Origin of the sequence: Bradyrhizobium jicamae (assembly GCF_018130215.1) — a bacterium.
Taxonomy (GTDB): Bacteria; Pseudomonadota; Alphaproteobacteria; order Rhizobiales; family Xanthobacteraceae; genus Bradyrhizobium; species Bradyrhizobium jicamae_A.
In genome coordinates this window covers 1-21,066 of sequence record NZ_JAFCKQ010000076.1, presented here as the reverse complement: position 1 = coordinate 21,066, position 21,066 = coordinate 1, and the positions used below count along the sequence as shown (strand labels likewise).

Here is a 21,066-nt window from a genome sequence, read left to right as displayed (position 1 = left end):
CAAGCGCAACCGTGTGCCGCTACGCCAGAGCTATCTGCGCCTGGCCAAGCGCGCCGCCATCATGACCGGCCGCTATACCCACGCCCACCAGTTCAAACGCGCCCGGCGGCAGCTCAAGTTCCTGCGGACACGGCTTGGCCGGATCATCCGCGACATCCGCCGCAAAATTGATGGCGATACGGTGGTGGAAGCTCGCTTTCGCCCGTTGCTCGGTTTAGCGCAGCAGGTGCGCAGCCAGGATCAGCATCAGCGCGGTCCGAAGGTCTATGCGTTACATGCTCCGGAGGTTGAGTGCATCGGCAAGGGTAAAGCCCGCGCGCCCTATGAGTTCGGCTGCAAGGTCAGCATCGCCACCCCTGTGACGTCTCCGAAGGGCGGCCAGTTCGTGCTCCATGCCAAGGCCCTGCATGGCAATCCTTTCGATGGGCACACGCTCGGTCCCGTAATCGCCAACATGGAGAAGCTCACCGGGGTGGAGGCTCGCCGTATCCACGTCGACAAAGGATATCGCGGTCACAACCACCCGCATCGGTTCAGGGTCTGGATATCGGGTCAGGTCCGCCGCGTCACAGCTTCCATCCGTCGCGAGATGAAGCGTCGCGCGGCTGTCGAGCCCGTCATCGGCCACGTCAAGGCCGAGCACCGCATGGACAGAAATTATCTCAAGGGACGCCTCGGCGACCGCATCAACGCTGTTCTCGCCGCTGCCGGCTACAACTTCGGCCTGCTGCTGCGATGGCTCGCAGAGCTCTTGCGTGTCATCATCCGAGCCTTCTTCGAGACCGTCCCGGCTCGAAACGCCGCTTGAGCCGGCCGCCGCCGCCAGTTCTTCACGAACGACTATCGGGTCTCGCGGAACGATTACGAGCTCCATGATAAGCGTTGTCACCTCACCACGTTCGCTACGCTCGCCGACACAGCCACCCCGCTTCGAAGGACGTCGGCGGTAAAATTGCGCCCCGACTACTTGTCAGGTCTCGTAGCACGCGGAATGCCGCAGATGCGAGTGTGGACTGCAAGCTCGTCTTCCTGCGAGAAGAACATTCTGATCGCCCCCTTGAGCTGCCGACTGTCATTCGGCCTGCAATATTGACCCCCTAAGCCGGGGGATCGGCGTCCAAAATTGACCTCCTATAGGTTGGTCTGTTGCGCTGCCTGCTTTGGAATGAAGCAGGTGGTCGGGGATGCTGGTCGTGGAGACGATTGCGCGGATTCGGCGCGAGCACTTCATCAAGGGCAAGACGATCAAGGAGATCGCCCGCGACCTGAAGGTGTCGCGGAACACGGTCCGGAAGGTGCTGAGGTCCGGAGAGACCTCCTTCGAGTACGAGCGGCAGGTGCAGCCACGACCAAAGCTGGGACGGTGGGCATCGGAGCTCGATAGGCTGCTGGCGGCGAACGCGACCAAACCGGCTCGTGAACAGCTGACGTTGATCCGGATCTTCGAAGAGCTGCGCGGGGGCGGCTATGACGGCGGGTACGATGCCGTGCGGCGTTACGCCAGACGGTGGAGCAAAGAACGCGGGCAATCGACCGCGGCCGCTTATGTCCCGCTGAGCTTTGCGCCAGGCGAAGCCTACCAGTTCGACTGGAGCCACGAGGTGGTCTTGCTGAGCGGCACCACGGTGATGGTGAAGGCCGCCCATGTCCGGCTCTGTCGCAGCCGCATGCTGTTCGTGCGGGCCTATCCGCGGGAGACGCAGGAGATGGTGTTCGACGCCCACGACCGGGCGTTCGCCCTGTTCAAAGGCACCTGCACCGGGGCATCTACGACAACATGAAGACTGCCGTAGAGACGATCTTCGTCGGCAAGGGGCGTCTCTATAATCGCCGCTTCCTGCGGATGTGCAGCCACTACCTGGTCGACCCAGTGGCCTGCACGCCAGCCTCGGGCTGGGAGAAGGGCCAGGTCGAGAACCAGGTCGGGCTGGTCCGGGAGCGCTTCTTCACCCCACGGCTGCGGTTCAAAAACCTGGAAGAGTTGAACGCCTGGCTGCTCGACAAATGCATCGCCTATGCCAAGGCACATCGCCATCCGGAGTTGGTCGATCAGACGATTTGGGAAGTGTTCGAAGCCGAACGCCCCAAACTCGTTCCCTATACCGGCCGTTTCGACGGCTTCCATGCGGTGACGGCATCGGTCTCAAAGACCTGCCTGGTGCGCTTCGACAATAACAAATACTCGGTCGCAGCCAGCGCAGTCGGACGACCGGTTGAGGTTCAAGCCTATGCCGATCGCATTGTGATCCGTCAGGATGGACGCATCGTTGCCGAGCACCCGCGATCCTTTGGCCGCGGCGATACCGTCTACGACCCGTGGCATTATGTGCCGGTGCTCGCCCGCAAACCCGGCGCCTTGCGCAACGGTGCTCCCTTCAAAGACTGGGTGCTGCCGGCCGCACTCGAGCGGATCCGGCGCAAGCTTGCCAGCACCGACGATGGCAATCGGCAGATGGTCGACATCCTCAACGCGGTACTAACTGACGGTCTGCCCGCGGTGGAAGCAGCCTGTGCCAAAGCGCTCAGTCACGGCGTCCATTCCGCCGATGTCGTGCTCAATATCCTGGCCCGTCAACGTGAACCCGCCCCACCGGCCAACATCATGACGCCGGCCGCACTGACGCTCCGTCATGCGCCGATCGCCGATTGTGCCCGCTACGACAACCTCCGGAGGACCATCTGATGGAACGAACCCGAATCTTCGACCTCATGGGCGAACTCAAGCTCTACGGCATGAAGGCTGCCTTCGACGAGATCATGGCAACTGCCGTCAAGCGCCAGCACGAACCTCAGCGCATTGTCGGCGACCTGCTCAACGCCGAGATCAACGAGAAGCAAGCCAGGTCGATCAAATACCAGCTCACCATTGCCAAGCTGCCGCTTGCCAAGGACATCGCCGACTTCCAGTTCGACGGCACGCCGATCAATCAGACTCTCGTCAATGATCTCGCTGGCGGCGGCTTCATCGCCCAGCAACGCAACGTCGTGCTGGTTGGCGGCACCGGCACAGGCAAGACCCACCTGGCCATTGCCATCGCCAGAAGCTGCATCCGATCCGGGGCCCGCGGCCGCTTCTTCAACGTAGTCGACCTCGTCAATCGCCTCGAGACCGAGACCCGCAACGGACGGCAAGGACGGCTCGCCGAGCATCTGACCCGGATGGACTTCATCGTGCTGGATGAACTCTGCTATTTGCCCTTCGCCCAGTCCGGTGGCCAGCTTCTCTTCCACCTCATCAGCCGGCTCTATGAGCGCGCCTCGGTCATCGTGACCACCAATCTCGCCTTCGGCGAATGGCCGAGCGTGTTCGGCGACGCCAAAATGACCACCGCACTGCTCGACCGGTTGACCCATCACTGCGACATTGTCGAGACCGGCAACGATAGCTGGCGGTTCAAGAGCCGAGACGACGCTCACACCACCCGCGCTCGTCTCGCCTCCGCTATCCCGGCCAGCTCCGACGAGACGAGCGCTACCAGCAAAGCCCGCCGCGCAAAGGGGTCAAAATTGGACGCCGATGAGGGGTCAAATTTGAACGCCGATTGACAATTATACGTCCTTTGACCAATCGCGCTGTATAAGCCGTGCTACCTGCGACCGCGACAGTGGCGCGTGACAGCGTTTGCCGCTGCAGATCCGGCCAGTAGCTGTCGTCATTCCCAGGGCTCTTGTGACTCTTGAGGTGCTCAAAGGATTCCCCAGGCGCGATACCGCCCTCTCCCGGTCGCTTCGCGCAGTCCGAGGTCGGCGACGAGGTTTTGGGCCGCGCGGGGCGTGATCCCGAGCTCCGCCGCTATCATACCGGCCGAGACGATTGGCTTGGCTAGCACATAGTCGATGAGCGCCGGCAATTTTGACGTCGCGCGACGTCCGGCGAGCTTGCGGGCGAGCAGGTTTCTGGTCATCAGCCAGCGGTCGTGGTCCTTACGGTCAGCCTCTGCAGCGGCGGTCATTGCTTCGAGCAGTACTAAGAGCCGCGCCGCGGGGTCGCGCGGCCGCCTGCGCTCGCGCGGAATGCTCTTCAGCCCGGTGTGCAGACAGAGCAGATGCGCGCGGGTTTTGCCGCGGTCGCGCAGCACACTGGCTGCCAGCAGGCGGCCGAGCCAGGGCATGTGCTCGAGCGGTTCGATCACACCCCAAGCATCAGCCGCGATCGCCGCTGCCAGCGTCGGTGGCATGCTACGGGTTTGAACGACCAACCCGCGCCAGTGTTCGAGACGGCCCTCCTCGTCCCAATCAGGATCGTAGATGAGCGCGTCCCGCTCCGGCTGTGACCGCAGTTCGCTGGCTAGTCTGCGCTCTGCCTTTGCGTTTGCGGCATCGATCGCAGCAAATGCCATGTCCAGATCGGAATCAGATTTGAGGATACCGGTGGGCGCGGCGACATCTGGTGACCCTTGCTCGCCGCCGACATCATCGGCCATGGAATCTCGCTCGCCGTCCTCCAGGCAGGTTTCTTCGTCGTCCAGTTCGGCGTTGTGATTGCGGCCTTGCAGGCTCGCAAGCCCGGCGGCCGAGAGCGCCCAATCCGGTTTTGACTCGGCGATGCGCCGACGGGCGCGCAGCACAGCATGTGCCCGGGTCAACTCGTGGGTTGGTGCGCGGACATCCATGCCGGCGTCGTGGAGGACAAGATCTTCGAGGTGGACAAGTTCGCCATCTAGCCACAGACTGGCGCATGCGTCGGCAAAGTGAGTACGGCTGATCGCCCCGTCGCGGATGGGACTCTTCCCGAGGCGCTCATCGTGGCGAGCGACAGCATCCTCGGCGGCGGCGAGCGGGCCGGCGAGCTGAGCCCAGGGCAGCGGATCGGGGATTCTGTAGCTGCACGACAAGGCCTTGATAACCCTAACAAGCATCGACGTAACGGAAGCTAACACGGATTTCTGTTCCGTCATAGCGGCGGATGGTTTGGGACTTAATCCCTAGCAATGAAATCCATCGTGTTGGGCAAACCTGCGGGTCTGGCCATCCAGACATCCGGAAATCGCGCCTGAAAACTTAGATCAGCAGCAGATCGCATTTCCAAGTGGGCCGCCTCATTCCCCCTCGGAAGAAAAGCTCGCCCTCCCCGCCGCGGCGCCAGTCTGACGCTAACGCTGCAGCGGAGCGCCGTGGTGCGTCGGGCATCCTCGATGCGTCCCCGTCTGCTGCAGAGGCGCGAAAGGTTCGCACCGCTCATCCTCATCGGGCAGGAGCGCGGTCAGCGCTGAGGTGCCAATGACCATCGGGTTTCCCCATACAGGCTGTCACGGAACGTCTTATCCGCCGGTTGGCCCTTCGCCGGATTGCCCCCGGCGCGCAGGTCCCGACAGAATTGGACGCCGAGGTCAACCAAAGGCGACTTGCCCTGTTCGCGCTCGAGCTCATGGGCCAGTGGCGCGTGCACTGCTTCGGTGAGGCCGATTTTCTTTGGTGCCATCGCCACTTTGCGGGCCAGCGCATTGGTCTCGGGGTTTTTGATGTCGAAGGCCATTGAGCGCTTCTCTAGACCATATCGTGCAATCTTTAGTGGTTGGGATACACGGACGGAGGGGGCAGTGCCGTGAGTGAATGGCCACCTGGACCAATGGATCGCTCAAGCTTGTTTTTGGCAGCGCACTTTCCTTCGTTTGTTCTCGGAGCTGCCGAAGTCTCGGTACGCGGCATGAAACGGGTTGCTTATTGCGCATAATGGCCTGCCCCGCCCGTCTTTCGGGCACCGGGTTTGTGGGGGTCATCCTGGCTGATCTTGATCCGGCCTCTCGTAGATGACGGCCTCCTCCCTCCCCTCGCCTGCTCCCTTCTCGGGTTGAATTCGAATTCAGCATGGTGCGGATCGACGATCAGTACGGGCCCGACACTCAGTTCGATCCGGTCGGAGGGTAGATGGCTTGGCGCGTGCTCGCCTTTGATCTTGTTGTCAGCTGACAACAATCTCAAGGATAGCCTGAGTAAGGAGCCGATCGCTTAGGCCGTAACGTCGGTAGTAATCCCAGCTTGCACGAGGTGGCGATGCCTGCCCGAGGGCCCTCCCCGGATGTCCCGTGCCGTGGAGAGGTTGATTAGTCGAACGGCGGGTCTCCAAAGGTGAGCCGCTTGCGTTGTCAGCTGACAACATCTCCGGCCAGGACGGCTGCCGCCTAACAAATTGCGCCGGATGGATTGCGGTGGAGCGGGTCCGATGCTTGGGCAGTAACCGCTTATTAACCTTAATTTTTGAGGTGCTGCGATTAAGGTCAAGCCGAACGCCGCGGGTCCGGTTTTAGGGGCAGGGATGCCGTCGTAGCCAACCTTAAACGACAGCCTGTGCGGAGTTGAGCCCCGATGTGTTGTCAGCTGACAACATCTTTGACCAAGTCGCGCCTCGTTGTCAGCTGACAACAATTCCACGCATGGTCGGGCAGGGTGCCATGTGTCCAGGTTGCGAGACCCCAAGCCTCGGCGCCGTTCGGGAACGAAGCTGCCCGATGATCGCTTGCGGGCCGCATGTTGAGCGCGGTGGCGGTTCAAGGCTGGTTCCGAAAGCCCATGCCGCCTGAAGGTCGAAAGCGGCGGCCCGCACGGGTGGACCTGGACAATGTTGTCAGCTGACGACAATTCCACGCATAGGCGGGAGGGCCCATGGGGCCTGGCTGCGAGAACCTCGGTCGCGACCGGTTCGGGAACGAAGCTGCGCGCTCAACGCTTGCGGGCCGCGCGTTGAGCGAGGCGGCGCCCGGAAGGCGAGGTCACCCGAAGGTTGGTGACGTGCCCGAAAAAGGGGGGCCTCACGCGGGCGAACCTGGAAATATTGTCGCCGACAACATCTTCGGCCGGATGGCGCCTTGTTGTCAGCTGACAACAGTTTCAGGCGGCCGGGCAGGGCGGCGGGGTCAAGGTTGCGAGAACCTCAATCTCACCGCGGTTCGGGAATCAAGTCGCCGGGCATCGCTTGCTGGCCGCGTGTTTGCGCTCGGGGCGCTTCGAAGCTGTTCCCGGAGACCGGGGTCGCCGGAAGGTTGGCGCCCCGTCCGAAAAGAAGGCTCACGCGGTTGAGTCTGGATGTGTTGTCAGCTGACAACATCCTCGGTCAGATCGATCGCCTTGTTGTCGGCTGACAACAATTCCGTGCTTGTACCTGCGTAGACGCCTTAGTTTATCCAAGAGACTAAATCTAGACGAGTATGACGTATTATTGCGCGTTATGCGAGCAAAGCTCACCCAAGGTAAAGGAGCGTGCTTCCAAACACCGGGCGCAGACGGCCGGTGCTCTCGGTCGGAGGACTTTTCGGAGACCGAGCTGATCGTGTTGTCAGCTGACAACATCCTTCAGCCGAGTCGGACCTTGTTGTCAGCTGACAACATTCCCGGATGGCGCGCACTACGACTATTCCATGCTCAGTAATGCCGCGGATGGATTCGACGAAGCAAATTCTCAGCGGTAACGCCTCATTAACCCATTATTTCTTGCGCAGAATCGAGAATCGTGGCTTGTTTTCAGACGGTGTTTCGCCGTCTGACGCGGAGAAAGCGTCTTGAGGCCGAGAAGATGAGCATCCTAGAGCTAGAGCAGGCCCTGATCGAGACCGCAAGTTCGCGCATCACGCGACACGCCGGGATTCTGTCCGGTCAATTGCGCTCTCTCGGCACCGCGCTCTTTCCTCCGGCAGCCAGCAAGACTCTCCGTTCCTTCACCTCTGGCGAGGTCGCCAAGATCGCCCGGGTTTCTGACGGCTATCTGCGGCAGCTTTCGCTCGATGGATTGGGCCCGATGCCGTCGACCGGTCACGGCGGGAGGCGGTCCTACACATTAGCTCAAGTAAACGAGCTCCGGGCCTATCTCGCCGAATCGCGTCCCCGGGAGGGGCTCGAGTTCCTTCCGCGGCGGCGCGATGAAGAAAAGCTGCAGATCATCACCGTCGCCAATTTCAAGGGCGGCTCCGCGAAAACAACCACGGCACTGTACCTCGCTCAATACTTGGCGCTCGCAGGCTTCAGAGTGCTGGCGATCGATCTTGACCCACAGGCCTCGCTATCGGCGATGTTCGGATATCAGCCAGAATTCGACATCGGGCTGAACGAGACGATCTACGGCGCCATTCGCTACGACGACCAGCGCAGGCCGATGCGCGAGGTAATTCGGCCGACGTATTTCGCCGGCATAGGCCTGGTTCCCGGAAATCTCGAACTCATGGAGTTCGAGCACCACACGCCGCGAGCCATGATCGAACGTCGCGAGCGAGGGCACGATCTCTTCTTCCGGAGGCTGGCGAGCGCAATTGATCAGGTCAACGACGAGTACGACGTCGTCGTGATCGATTGCCCGCCTCAGCTCGGCTACCTCACCATGGGAGCGTTGAACGCGGCAACGGCCATGCTTGTGACCATCCATCCCCAGATGGTGGATGTGGCATCGATGAGCCAGTTTCTTCTCATGACGTCCGACCTGATGTCCGTCATTGAGGAAGCGGGCGGGAGCCTCGAGCACGATTTCATCCGCTACGTCATCACGCGTCACGATCCAAACGACGTCCCCGAGGCGCAAATCGTGGCCTTGCTTCGAAACCTTTTCGGCGCGGACGTGCTGCAGGCGACCGTATGGAAGTCGACCGCGATCGCCAATGCCGGGTTGACGAAGCAGTCGCTCTACGAACTCGATCGTGGCTCGGTCGGACGCGGAGCCTACGACAGGGCTTTGGAATCGGTAGATGCCGTCAACGCTGAGGTCGTGCAGCTCTTGAAGAAGGTGTGGGGGCGATGAGCAAACGCACGGATACGATCAAGAGTCTCTTTGCGGCCGCCCCTGCGCCGACGTTGTCAGCTGACAACGTCGCTCCCGCCCTGCCGGCACGTGTCTCGGCGGGAGCTGTGCGGTCGCTCAAGGATTCCTTCTCCGAGGTCGAAAAAGAGAACCAGGAGCTTCGTGACAGGCTTAGCACCGGCGCCGCGATTATCGAGATCGATCCGGCGCTCGTCGACGCATCGCCGGTATCGGATCGCTTCCAGGAGGACGACACCACTTCGTACGAGGCGCTCAAGCGATCGATTGCGCAAAGCGGCCAGGAAGTCCCAATCCTTGTCCGGGCGCACCCCGCAACGGCCGGGCGCTACCAGAGCGCTTATGGCCATCGCCGCGTTCGCGTGGCCCGTGAGTTGGGAATTCCTGTCAAGGCGATCCTCAGATCGCTCGCCGACGAAGAGCTCGTTGTGGCGCAGGGCCTGGAGAATGCTCCCCGCGAGGATTTGAGCTTCATCGAGCGCGCGATCTTTGCAATGCGGATAGAGGATGCCGGACACAAGCGCTCAATCGTTCAGGATGCTCTCGCCGTCGATCGAGCGGAGGCTTCGAAGCTCATTTCGGTTGCAAGGGCTATTCCACGCGACGTCGTCGATGCAATCGGCAAGGCTCCAAAAGCTGGACGTGGCCGCTGGCAGACTTTTGCCGATCTGCTCGGCGATGCCTCGACACTCGAGCGCGTCAGAACGGCGATCGCGGATTCCTCTTTTGCGACACGTGATTCAGACGCAAGATTTTTGGCTGCATTCTCAGCAGCCAGCCGGCCTTCCGCGAAACAGGAATCCAGACGCCCGCAGCCGACCTCGCTCCTTGCAGCGGACGGACGGCGGATCGCTGAAATCCGTCAGGCCGAGCGAGAGCTGAAACTCTCCATCGACAAGAACGTGCCGGCGTCATTCGCAGACTATCTCGTGCAGCAGATCCCGCACTTGTTCGACGCGTTCTCCGCGTCGGATGAGAGCAGGGGCAGCGAGGCCTGACGGCCTCGTCCACCAGCCGCAAACCAGGAGCAAAACGGCAAAAGAAAAAGGCCCCCGAAACGATGTCCCGGAAGCCTTTCTCAGCAGTCTGGCAACTCTGAGAATCTCATTTCCGCGAATCACAGTCAAGAGTCTTGCTGCGGTTTTTTCGTCGATTCGGCGAGCGGTTTTTCTTTGCCTTAACGAAGGCAGAGACATGCAGACACATAATCCAACGACGCCCTTTGGGCGGCGATCGTTGACGCTTGCCAATGTGGCAAGCCAAATGGTTGCGACGACACGACCTCCCGAAAAAATCGTGCACAAGTGGAAGGTCTTCCATGCCATCTGCACGGCACGGCCGCGCCTGGGGGTAACGGAACGATCGCTCTCGGTGCTGGACGCGCTGCTCACCTTTCACCCCGAGACCGCACTCACCGGCGAAGATGATCTGATCGTCTTCCCCTCAAACCATCAGCTCACTCGGCGGGCACACGGCATGCCGGCGTCGACGCTGCGGCGGCACCTGGCTGTCCTGGTGGATGCGGGGCTGATCATTCGCCGCGACAGTCCAAACGGCAAGCGCTACGCTCGCAAAGGCGACGCCGGCGACATCGAGCTCGCCTTCGGCTTCGATCTGTCGCCGCTTGTTGTGCGCTCAGAGGAGTTCGAGAGCCTGGCGGCTGACATCGAAGCCGAAGCCCGCGCACTCAAGCTCGTGCGCGAGCGCATCACCCTGTGCCGGCGCGACATCGCCAAGATGATTGCGACGGGGATCGAGGAGGGGGTGCCGACGCGACGGGGAGGGCAGGGTCCCGCGGACTGGCAGGAGGTGCACGCGGCCTTCCGTGCGATGGTTGACGGGATTCCACGGACGGCCACGCGCCAGCAGCTCGAGCCGATTGCTGACGACCTGTCTCAGCTTGCTGACGATGTGCTCAATCTTCTGGAAACACATGTCAAAACAAAAGATTCGAGCGCCAATGAGTCCCAGCCTGAGCGCCACATACAGAATTCAAATCCAGACACCCTAATTGAACTTGAACCTAGCCTCCAAGAAGGCAGGGCGGCGAGGCCTGAGCCAGAAACTCCAAGGCCGAGGTTCGCGGAGAACTCGTATCCGTTGGGGATGGTCCTGAGTGCGTGCCCCGACATCGTCGACTATGCGAAGGGCGGGATTTCTAACTGGCGCGATTTCATGGCGACCACCTCCGTTGTGCGATCGATGTTGGGGGTCAGCCCGAGCGCCTGGGAGGAGGCGCAAGCCGTCTTGGGCGAAAAGCAAGCGGCGATCGTCATTGCCTGCATTCTTCAGCGCGGCACCGCCATCAGATCCGCCGGAGGCTATTTGCGCGGGCTGACGCGGAAAGCGGAGGTTGGGGAATTCTCCCTCGGACCGATCCTGATGTCGCAGATCAATTCCCGGCTCCACGAAAAGCGACGGGCTTGAGCGAAGGGATGACACAGCGCAAACGCGAATTATGGGCTTGAGCTATCTCGTTCGGCGCGAGCAGGCGATGTGCGAGCCCGTTGACTTTTAGTCAGCGGGTCCCAGGTTCAAGTCTAGGAGCATAATGAAGCATCCGCCTGAAAGTGCCTGAAAGCGCATGCGTTTGCGAGCAACGCGGAATTTGCCGCCGGGGCGAACTCGGGCAAAAAAGTACTTATCGGTATCCTTGGCGCATGAGTAGGCTCAAGACGCCCGATTAGGCTGCCGCGGTGAGGTCCAATCCAAGCGGGTATCACCCGCGGCGTCTCGTGAACTACGGATCGAGTTCGCAGCGTTAGCTCGTGCGCAATAGCGAAGGATCGAGTGGCGGCAGTCTCGCCGGGTCGAATGACGCCAGATCGATCCTCTGAGCCGCGCCGCCTGTGATCAGTTCGGCCATCGCCTCGCCAGTCGCCGGCGCGTTGAGAATGCCCCAGACGTTGTGCCCGGTGGCGACGTAAACGCCGGGGCTTCGTGGGATTTTTCCTATCAGCGGCAGACCGTCTTGCGTGAGGGGGCGAAAGCAGGCCTGGCGAGATATGATCCTGTCGGCACGGAAGACCGGCGATAACCGTTCGGAAATAGCTTGCAGGCGATCGATTGCCTCCGGCTCGGGCTTCACCACGGCGGGATCGACCGGCAACGGCACCACGTCCGACAAGGCGGTGATGTGAGTGCTTCCGTCCGCACGCGGAAAGACCTCGACGCTCACGACGTTGCCGTTTCCCTCTTCGTACTCGAGAAACAGAGCGTGGGGTGGCACGTCGGTGCCGGTGTCGTAGACAATGCTCGGGCTTCGCTGCCCGTAGACCGCCGGCAAACTCATCCATTCCGCGGCCAGCAACGACCATGGCCCCATTGCGATCACGACGGCGTCCGCTTCGAGAACGCGGCCGTCGATATCGACGCCGCGGGCAGTCATTTCGTGGGTGTCTCTGACGATGCCGGTGGCGCGCCCGTGTCGCAGCGTGGCGCCGTTCTTCCGGGCCGCCTGCATGACCGCGGAGGTGAACTTGAAGGGATGAACGATCGCAGTCGTGTCCGGAGTACTGAGACGCGAGGCGACAAGGACGCCGTTGGACAGCCAGTCAAGCCGAGATTTTTCGCGACGACGTGGATCGGAGTCGCTGACTACGGAGCCGCTGTATGCCGTCATGCCGCGATAGCCCCAATCGCCCTCTATTTCGTTCGTGAGCGCGGCATGGAGTTCGAAACTGCGCCGCGCCAGCGCGTCCAGTGGCGTATCGGCACACCAGTCGAGCGCCAGAAAGCCGCCCGCCTTGCCCGAGGCAGCCGCCGCGACTTCTGTCCCTTCGACCACTGTCACGTCGGCGCCGCGCCGGCTCAGGAAGTAAGCCGTGCAGGCACCAATGACCCCACCGCCACAAATAGCGACTCGCATAGTCCAGCTCCGTCCCGGTCACACCTATCAATGCGCCCGCCAGGCTTTCAGTATTCAGCCATTTCTCGCTCCGCCTGCAAAGAGTAATGGCACGCGCCAGGCTGCGTGCAACTGAGGGTCGCATCGTGAGGTGGACTATCGACATGGGAGTTCTTGCTCGCGATCAGCAAGATTCCTCTGATCACCTCGCCAATCGGGGCGTTCGAGATCGTGGAGAGCACGAACAAGTTGAGCCCAACGTCAGTCAGGAAGAGCAGCAGTCCTGCGAGACGTTGTTGTCCTGCCGACGGCACTTGGGGCGGAAGCGGTGTGGGCCGAGTGACGATCTGCGTCCCGTGCCGAGTGAGAAGGCCACTACAAAAATTGAACAGACGACCGAAAGCGGAAGGGGCGCGCCGATAGGAAGAGGCCGCCACCCGCTTGACCGAGCGCACATCTCGCATAGTTCCGCTCTTGCTGGTCTTGACGTTGGTGGCTGGAATTTGCTCAGCGATCTATTGATGGCCACCAAAGGAGGCGGCCTTAGTTCTTTTGTCTTGGCTAATTCCGCGATGCCTGTCTGAGATCAGGCCCGATGCGCCGCGCGCCGTAGTCAACGCTTCAATGCTGCGCAGCCTTTCGCCGTCAGGGCCATTATTGCTTTGGTCTGACTTTTTGGACCATCTTTGATCAGTCTGGCGCGGAAAATCGCCCAGAGCGCCTTACTGCCCACAGGTCCGGTGATCGTATAGACAGAACCGGTGTAGGTCCTGAGCACTTCACCGCGGGCTGCGGCTCTTAGCCCTTTTAGCATTGCGGCGCTGAGCTGTACCTTCTCTTGAGGCTCCCGTGGTCGGCGTGGTTGAGACGGCATCAGACTTCACATCACAAAATGGTGGCCTCGGCGCTCACGGACCGAGGCCACCAGGAGCAACGTAGGGATTCCTCTGTCGCCCTAGGCTGACAGCGGAGACATCTGATTATCACTGCGGGCTTACAGGCACCTTACGGAAGGGGGCACATCCCCAGGACCGCGCAGAGACATGTGCCGAAGGTGATCTTCTGTGGGCCTGTCGTGCCCGATGCTTGCGCCGATCGCGCGAGGCCAAAAGCCGCTAGGAATTGCGGCCTCCGAAGATCGGTGGGCCCGCTCTCAGCTCCCCACCTCCCTCGGGCCGACTAAATTCAAGGGAAGCACGCGAACCGTGCCAAATGCCGTTAGGTTGACGGACCCAGCGGCGACGAACGCAGGAGTCGCACTCGCGTTACCATTCGAATCGCGTGCCGACTCCGACGGATGTCGAACCTTTCGCATCGACATCCGATTCGACGCGGATGTGGCGCGTCACGTCAACATTGGCCGACACGCCTGACTGGCTGGCGCTCGCACCCGTCCGCACACCCATGCTCAGCCTGTCGCCGATCGTGCGCGATGCGCCGACCATCGGTCCGCCCGCTCCGGCGCTCACGTCCAGATTGTCGACCCCGAGCGAGCGGCGCATGCGGTCCATCGTTCCCTCGCCACCGCTCGCGAATTGAGCTGCGACACCCGCGAGTTGCACGGCCTGCGAGGTCGTCAGGCTACCTGAAGCTTTCTGAAAGAGAATGTGCGACAGGATTTCGTCCTGCGGTAACTCGGGCTGCGAATGGAAGACGAAGACCGGCGCGGCGGCCGCGCCCGAGATTCCGACCTGCGCAGTGATGTCAGAGGCCTGTATCTCTGCCGCGAAATCGAGTTCGGGCGCGAGATCGCCATTGAAGGAGAGATTGCCCTTGGTGAAGGTCAGCGTCTTTCCGAGCACCAACAGCTTGCCCTGATAGAGCGAGAAGGCTCCCTTCGGGATTGGCGCGTTGCTCGTGCCGCCGACATGAACGGAGCCGCCGAGTTCCGCGGTTACCCCGCGGCCATGGATGAAGACGTGGTTCGGCGCCGAAACAGTCACGTCGAGCGCGGCGTTGAAGGGCGCCCAGCGCTTTTTGTTGCCTTTTGGCGTCTCGCGCGCAGCTGCGAGCCGTGCAGCGGCTTGTCCCGAGGCATTCACATGGTTAATGCCGTCGATCGGCTTCAGTGCCGAGGGCAAGCGATCCGGAATATCGACGTTGACGCGGGTCAAATCGATGCGACCGACGATCCGCGGATCGCGCGCCAGGGCGCCCGTGACATCAATGGCGAGATTGGCCTGCGCGGTTGCCAACGCGCTGGAAGCAAGCGTTGCCTGCTGACCGCGAATCGAGACCGTACCGGGAAAACCTGCATCTGGGGCGACCCGTACCTGACCGGAGCCGGACAACGTGCCACCGTTGGGCGTGACGGCGGCCAGGCGCTCCAGGACGATGCGCTCTCCTTCTGCGGTGATTTTCGCCTCGACGGCATCGAGGCGCAAGCCGAGCATGCTGTCGTGGAAGGTACCCCCGCTCATGGTGGCGACGCCGGCGACCTGGGGTCTGGTACGAGTTCCGCCGACACGCGCATCGAGCGCAACGCTGCCGGACACGGTACGGCCGGAGGCGGAGAGCGCGCCATTGGCGACGGCGGCATCGAGCCGACCCCTTGCGGTCAGCGCGATCGGACCCATGGCGTCGAGCGGCACCGTGCCCGACGCCGTGATCGCGCCGGCTTTTCCCGCGGCAATTGTGGTGTTCAGGCTCGCGCGGTTGCCATCTAGTCGTCCGTCCGCAGCAATGTCGATCGGCGGCAAGCCCACGCTTCTGGTCTGCGGCGCGGTGAGCTGCTTGACTGCGACCTTGTACCGGCCGATCGGCGCGCTCATGGAACCTCCAATCGCGGCTGACGCGTCGAGGATCCCGCTCAGGCCCAGACCGGGTATCGCGACATCGGCCTCGCCGAGCGGGATCGCGTTTGCCACGGCTTTGAGGTCGAGCACCTGGCCGGCTTTGCCGTCCACCGTGAAGCGGCCACTTCCGATCGCGAGCGCCAGATGCTCGATCTGCACCGAGCTATCGTCGAGCGTGAAGCTCGCGGGCCCCTGCAGCGCGATTGCCTCGGCGCCACGTCGTGCGGAGAAGCGAGTGAGATCGAGCCGCGTCCGCTCCCCGGACGCCAGTGCGCCCGCTGCATCGAGATCGAAGCCGGCAGCTTTGGCGGAGAGATCGATCGTGCTCGTATTGCCACTGCCTCTGGCCGTCAGAGCGACGCTTGAGACCGTATGACCGCCGAACTCGGCGCCGTCGACATGTGCATCAGCGTTGAGCACAGGATGGCTGTAGAGATCGGCGCCATCGGCGCGCAGATCGAAACTGCGGACGGCCGCACCAGCGGCGCGGATTCCCGCACCCTTGCCAACGAGACGGACGGATTGCCGGCCGCCATCGGCAGAAGCGGCAAGGTCGATGGAGGTCGAGCCTGCGAGCTCTGTGAGGGCAAGCGGCGAGAGGTCGGCGAGCGCCCCGGCTGCGAAGCGAATATGCCCGCCGACGAATCTCTGTGCGTCGATTGTTGCCGCCCCCTTCAGGGATACCGACCCGATCGTGATGTCGAGGGCCTTTGCCTCCCACCCGGCAAAGGCGGGAGCCCTGCGATCGTTACTCTCCGACGATCGACGACTCACCTGAACAATCCCGCGCGCTGGCTTGCCGTCGACGGAGCCGTCGAGCTTGGCCTCGACCGCACAGACTCCATTGATGTCGTTGATCGTCGCCGCGAGTTCGAGATGAGGAATCGGGCGCCGCATCGCGGTGGCGCGATCCACCGCGACCGCAAACGAAACCCCGGGATGCGCGAGCCCGCCGGTGAGGCCGACGTCAAGAGCTGCCGCACCGGTGATGCGCGCGTCGGAAGCTGAGAGATCTGGCAGGTCCACACGCGCCGACAGGTCGCTCGAGTCGTGCGCCACTGTTCCTTTGGCGCGAACAGCGATGTGAGCACCATCGATCGACGCGCCGCGGACCGTGTAAGTGTCGCGGCCATCGGCAGAGATGTCGGCTGCGAATGCGAGCCGCGGTCCAGCGAGCCCATCTAGCGCCGCAACTCCCGTCGCGAGCTTCTCGCCGGCACCTGACATTCGGACATCAAAGCTGCCGCGCTGGAAATCCGTGTCAAGATCGATGCCGGCCGCCACCGAGCCCTTGAGCTTCAGCCCGACAAGGTCGGCAAAGGCGCCAAGGTCGGGCACGGTTGTGGCCGCATGGCCGTTCAGGCGATCGGCGCTGACATCGCCGGTATAGGTTGCCTGAACCGTTGATGTGCCGATCTCGAGACGCTCGATCCTGGCGCGGCCGGCTAGGTCCGTATCACCGTGGAGCACGAGCGACGCGGTGTTGCCGATCGCGGTCGCCAAAATCGCGTCGCGTGGAGCAATGCCGGAGGCGCGCAGGTTCGCGTCAAGGTTGATACGCGTTGCGGGATCGCTGGCCTCGGCACGAGGAACGGCCGTGATGGAAGCATCAAGGGTCTCGACGTTTCCACCCGGCAGATGAGCACCCGACAGCGCGAGCTTGACCGATGCGGTGGGACCCTTGATTGGTCCGTTGACGCGACCGTCGAAGACGAGGCTACGGATCGACCCTTGGTCAGTCTCGGTCACGTCGCCCTTGCTTGGCAAGGCGCGGATCGAAGCCGCGAAATCCACGACCTTGTCGGCTCCGAGCAGACCTTTCGCGTCGAGCCGCGCGAGACGGCTCGTAATCGTCAACCCGCCCAGCGTGACGCTGCCATCGTCACCAAAATGCGTCGTACTCTCGAGATTGGTTTCACCGGCAAAGACCGGCGCGGCGATCGCCGGCAGCAGCGGTCCGAGATGGCTGGCAAGGCGCGTTGCGAGCACCCGGCCTGCGCCGTTTTTGTCAAGCGTAATCGTGCCGGCTGCATCGATCGTGGGGCCGGCCTGCAACTTCAGGGCGCCGCGAAAATTGTCTAGCGTACCCTGGCCGCCCAGCGCGAACGTAACGGGTGGCTCACCCGGCAAGTGGCCGATCTTGGACATGAGTCCGTGCGAAGGCTCATCGAGCGTAACGTCGAGGGTGAGTGCATTTCCCTGCGGAACATAGGCAAGAGCAGCCTTGAAGCGGCCTGGAAAATCTGTGCGGGTCGCGTCGAGATTGAAGACGAGCCCTTCCGAGGGCGAGCCAAGCTCGGTGTTGCCGGTCGCCGCGACAGTCAGAGCTTCGCCCAGAATGGACTGTCCAAGCGTCAGGGCGCGCAGGTCGAAAGCCTTCACTTGCACCTTCACCGGCAGGTCGGGCAGGATCGGCTGCTCGGCCTCCGGGACGGGCTCATCGGACGGCAGTGGCTTTCGCCTGATCTCAAGCGTGCCGACCTCGAGACGATCGATCTCCAGTCGTCCCAGCAGCAAGGCGCTGCGCCGCCAGACAAGGCGCGCCTTGTCGAGCGTCAGCCAGACTCCGTCGTTGTCGGTGATGCTGACGTCGCGGACCGTGGCATCCGAGGACAACACGCCGTCGACGGCGCCGATATGGACCTGGGTCGCCGGCGTCGAAAGAGTCCGCGAGACGAGGCCAGCCAGCACATCCTGCTGGCTCTCTCCGCTCCGGCCAGACATTCCGTAGAGCATGATGCAAAGCACCGCGACGCAGGCGAACACCAGGGCGACGGCGGAACAGATGATGAGCGACCGCCGGATGCGCATCAGAAGGCCTGCCCGATGCTGACATAGATGGCGTAACGGCTGTCGCCACGGCGCGGATTCAGCGGTGTCGCGACATCAAGGCGGATCGGCCCGACCGGCGTGAAGTAACGCAAGCCAAGCCCCGCCCCGTAGCCGACATAGTCGTCGAAGCCCGGCAGCGACGAGCGCGACGCGGTGCCAAAGTCGAAGAACGGCACGAGGCCGATCGTGGGGGTGATCCTCACCCGTACCTCGGCGGAGCCTTCGATCAAGCTGCGACCACCAGTGATCTGGCCGAACATCATCGGCGAGATGGTATTGAAGCCATAGCCACGCACGGATCCGCCGCCGCCGGCGAAGAACCGGTGCGCATCGGGAATCTCGGCGAGCGGCGCGCCGCCAAGCGAGCCCGCGGCCAACCGGCCGGCCAGCACGTAGTCGGCCTGATCATCGAGCGCATAATAGGCCGAGCCGGCGGCCCGCCCCTCGAACAGATCGATCGTGGAGCCCATCAGCTTCGGATAGGCATTGACGGTTGCCGAGAGGCGTACACCGCGCGTCGGGTCGAGCGGATTGTCGGTCGTGTCGTAGCGGCCGGTCGCCGTGAAGCCGATTAGCGTCGCATCCACCCGTCCCAGCACGTCCTGCGATTTCGATTGCTCGACCTGAAGCCCGGCCTGCAGCGAGGCTGCTGCCGAAAAGCGATGAATCACGCCGAACGTGCCACGCACCGTATCGTCGGTGTAACCGCCGAGGTCGTTGTTGCCAACGCGTTCGCGGAACGCGGTGCCCTCGATCAGCAGATCGTTGGCTGTGCCGAACATGCCCGGCTTGATGAAGGTTCCGGTAAATCGCGCACCGAAATCCGAGGTGCGGAGATTGTTGAGGCCACTGAAGGTCGTGCCGTCGATCCGCTGCAAGAGCGAAGCGGAGGCTTCGAGCCGCAGCCGCTCGCCGCCTCCGAATATGTTCCGATCCTCGTAGTAGCCGGAAATCCCGGGGCCATCGACTGTGGAATATTTCGCCGAGACGCCTGCGGCGTGCCTCGGCCTTTCGGTCAGATCGATGAAGACCGGCACGTTGCCGTTTGCGTCAAGCTTGTCGGCCTCGCGGATGCGAATCCCTCCGATGGCCGGAATCTTGGCGATCGACGTTTTGGTTAGGGCGAGCCGTTCGGGGGAGTAAGGCTCGCCTTCCCGGAGGTAGACGTGCGTGGCGACCACGCGTGGGTCGACGTCTCCGCCTGAAATTGTGACGGCGCCGATGCCGGCCTTGGGACCCGCCTCGACCCGCAGCCGAAGGTCCATCGCGGCAGCCGCGTGATCGACGGTGGCCTTGACGTCCGAGATCTTCGCGAGCGGATGCCCAGTGCCCCGGAACCAGTCGACGAGCTTCACCTGCGCAGCGCGCAAGTCTGTCGAGATCGCGGGATCGCCGGATTTCAACGCGAAGGCGCGGCGCGGCAATCCCTGCGGTGCCTCGTCGCGCGGATAGTCCACATCGACGGCGCGCAACTTGAACAACGGACCAAGTCGTGCGGTGATCTTGATGGGAACAACTGCCCGATTGCGAAAGCTGTCCGCCCGCCGCGCCGCTGCGGCTATTGCTGTCTCATCAAGGGAAACTGGAACTCCATCCATTGTGACATCGATCTGGGCGTTGTAGCGGCCGAGCCCCCAAAGCGCATCGAGCAGCGGATTGATGTCGGCCTGGAGCCGGCGCACGAGACCTTCGCCATTTGGAGGCGGCTCCTGTCGAAGGCGATATGCGCCGGACGCGTCGCGCAAGACCTGCTCGGCGTCACCATCGCTCTTGTCGTCGGGCGTCTTGGCTTCGATCTCTAGACGGTAAGACAACGACGTGGCGCTGACCGGCGGCGGATCGTCGGAACCGAGCAGGCCAAAGAAATCGAGCGCGTGAGCCTGATCGCACAGCGAGCAACCGACGATAGCGACACATGCCGAATGCAGAACGTGTCGCGCTGCGGCGATGAAATACCTTTGCTTTGCCCGCCCCGGCAAAGGCGGCAGGCATCGTCGCACGGCGATCTGCTTGATTGTTCCACTCCCACACGCACCAATTGATGCCGGAGCTTCTGCAACTCAGGCCGGGCGATCCGCCGCTTCTGCGTCCGGCAGGCACCCAAACACGAAATCAATAGACATCATGATGGAAAATGTAGGGCATCAACAAAATCCACTTCGTAATCCTCTACAGATTGAGCAAGAAGCCGCGAGGCTTTATAGCGGGCCTCATAATTCAAGTACGCTCCACGCAAAAGAGCGGGGTCCTCGTTCGTCATTCTGCCCTGCACTCGGCAGTTCCTCTCGCGGCTGCGCAAATCTCGGAGCGCGTCGATTCTAGCTCAAATCGCCGCAAGGCGGCCATATTGCCATACTCTGAGTTGGCGATGCGCGACTCTGGATGTCGCCGTCATCTCCATGCGTGTTTTGCCGGACATGCATCTCCAACCGTTTGGTGTAATGCGCCAACCGATCTCGCCGTAGTATCGTTTCGATGGGCCGGCCTCAGCTAGCCCCAGCTCGACTAGAGCGTTTCACGTTTTGATAGAAGCGTATCCGGCGTTTTCGAAGTAGTTGCTGCATTCGTTAGGCAGGATGGTTGTGATGAGGCCGCCGACATGGTGGCAAATGTCGTCGATGGTGCGCTTCTGGGCGGAACGCATCCAGTGCTTGATCTTGGCGAAGGTCTGTTCGATCGGATTGAGGTCTGGGGAGTATGGCGGCAGGTACCGGAGCCTGGCGCCGGCCGCTCTGATCAAGCTGCGCAGGGCCGCCGACTTGTGGCTACCGAGATTGTCCATGATGACGATGTCGCCAGGCTGGAGCTGCGGAACGAGAATCTGCTGAACGTAGGCGCGGAAGCATTCGCCG

At 62.3% G+C, this 21,066-nt stretch carries 10 protein-coding genes and 2 pseudogenes; 6 read left to right on the top strand and 6 right to left on the bottom strand.

Annotation, left to right across the window (positions count from 1 at the left end; genetic code table 11):
- The 3 genes and pseudogenes from JQ586_RS38450 to istB form a co-directional block, all read left to right on the top strand.
- Positions 1 to 808 (top strand): annotated as a pseudogene (locus tag JQ586_RS38450) (IS5/IS1182 family transposase); the annotation flags it as partial.
- A gap of 376 nt (positions 809 to 1,184) precedes the next feature.
- Positions 1,185 to 2,674, top strand: a pseudogene (gene istA / locus JQ586_RS38445) (IS21 family transposase); the annotation flags it as partial.
- Between the two features lie 8 nt (positions 2,675 to 2,682).
- A complete protein-coding gene (gene istB, locus JQ586_RS38440; RefSeq protein ID WP_212399846.1) occupies positions 2,683 to 3,546 on the top strand; it encodes an IS21-like element helper ATPase IstB in 864 nt (287 codons plus the stop codon).
- Between the two features lie 140 nt (positions 3,547 to 3,686).
- Here istB and JQ586_RS38435 read toward each other — a convergent pair whose 3' ends face one another.
- Positions 3,687 to 4,898, bottom strand: coding sequence for an RHE_PE00001 family protein (locus JQ586_RS38435; protein ID WP_212399845.1), 1,212 nt, complete (start codon positions 4,896 to 4,898; stop codon positions 3,687 to 3,689).
- A 305-nt stretch (positions 4,899 to 5,203) separates the two neighbouring features.
- On the bottom strand, positions 5,204 to 5,476 hold the full coding sequence (locus tag JQ586_RS38430; protein ID WP_212399844.1) for a type II toxin-antitoxin system VapB family antitoxin: 273 nt from the start codon (positions 5,474 to 5,476) through the stop codon (positions 5,204 to 5,206).
- Between the two features lie 2,034 nt (positions 5,477 to 7,510).
- On the opposite strand from JQ586_RS38430, the gene repA reads away from it, so the two are divergent.
- The 3 genes from repA (at position 7,511) to repC (ending at position 11,167) form a co-directional block, all read left to right on the top strand.
- A complete protein-coding gene (gene repA, locus JQ586_RS38425) occupies positions 7,511 to 8,722 on the top strand; it encodes a plasmid partitioning protein RepA (protein ID WP_212399843.1) in 1,212 nt (403 codons plus the stop codon).
- Positions 8,719 to 9,738: a plasmid partitioning protein RepB gene (gene repB, locus JQ586_RS38420; protein WP_212399848.1), complete on the top strand. Its 1,020-nt coding sequence runs from the start codon at positions 8,719 to 8,721 to the stop codon at positions 9,736 to 9,738. The genes repA and repB overlap by 4 nt, the downstream gene beginning before the upstream one ends.
- A gap of 196 nt (positions 9,739 to 9,934) precedes the next feature.
- Positions 9,935 to 11,167 (top strand): plasmid replication protein RepC, encoded by a 1,233-nt coding sequence (repC, locus tag JQ586_RS38415; RefSeq protein WP_212399842.1) that lies wholly within the window; start codon positions 9,935 to 9,937, stop codon positions 11,165 to 11,167.
- A 334-nt stretch (positions 11,168 to 11,501) separates the two neighbouring features.
- Here the strand turns inward: repC and JQ586_RS38410 are convergent, their stop codons facing one another.
- The 4 genes from JQ586_RS38410 to JQ586_RS38395 all read right to left on the bottom strand — a co-directional run.
- Positions 11,502 to 12,608, bottom strand: a complete 1,107-nt coding sequence (locus tag JQ586_RS38410) for an FAD-binding oxidoreductase (protein ID WP_212399841.1) — start codon at positions 12,606 to 12,608, stop codon at positions 11,502 to 11,504.
- A gap of 1,244 nt (positions 12,609 to 13,852) precedes the next feature.
- Entirely contained in the window at positions 13,853 to 18,193 is a 4,341-nt protein-coding gene (locus tag JQ586_RS38405; RefSeq protein WP_212399840.1) for a translocation/assembly module TamB domain-containing protein, read from the bottom strand.
- Positions 18,193 to 20,028 (bottom strand): autotransporter assembly complex protein TamA, encoded by a 1,836-nt coding sequence (locus JQ586_RS38400; RefSeq protein ID WP_249148645.1) that lies wholly within the window; start codon positions 20,026 to 20,028, stop codon positions 18,193 to 18,195. The genes JQ586_RS38405 and JQ586_RS38400 overlap by 1 nt, the downstream gene beginning before the upstream one ends.
- A 701-nt stretch (positions 20,029 to 20,729) precedes the next feature.
- A partial coding sequence (locus JQ586_RS38395; RefSeq protein ID WP_212399679.1) for a transposase occupies positions 20,730 to 21,066 on the bottom strand: 337 nt, incomplete at its 5' end.

Bases quoted from the DNA above. Each gene is read 5' to 3' on its own strand.
- JQ586_RS38435 (WP_212399845.1), bottom strand. From the start codon at position 4,898: ATGACGGAACAGAAATCCGTGTTAGCTTCCGTTACGTCGATGCTTGTT.
- JQ586_RS38410 (WP_212399841.1), bottom strand. From the start codon at position 12,608: ATGCGAGTCGCTATTTGTGGCGGTGGGGTCATTGGTGCCTGCACGGCT.
- repA (WP_212399843.1), top strand. From the start codon at position 7,511: ATGAGCATCCTAGAGCTAGAGCAGGCCCTGATCGAGACCGCAAGTTCG.
- repC (WP_212399842.1), top strand. From the start codon at position 9,935: ATGCAGACACATAATCCAACGACGCCCTTTGGGCGGCGATCGTTGACG.
- JQ586_RS38430 (WP_212399844.1), bottom strand. From the start codon at position 5,476: ATGGCCTTCGACATCAAAAACCCCGAGACCAATGCGCTGGCCCGCAAA.
- JQ586_RS38405 (WP_212399840.1), bottom strand. From the start codon at position 18,193: ATGCGCATCCGGCGGTCGCTCATCATCTGTTCCGCCGTCGCCCTGGTG.
- repB (WP_212399848.1), top strand. From the start codon at position 8,719: ATGAGCAAACGCACGGATACGATCAAGAGTCTCTTTGCGGCCGCCCCT.
- istB (WP_212399846.1), top strand. From the start codon at position 2,683: ATGGAACGAACCCGAATCTTCGACCTCATGGGCGAACTCAAGCTCTAC.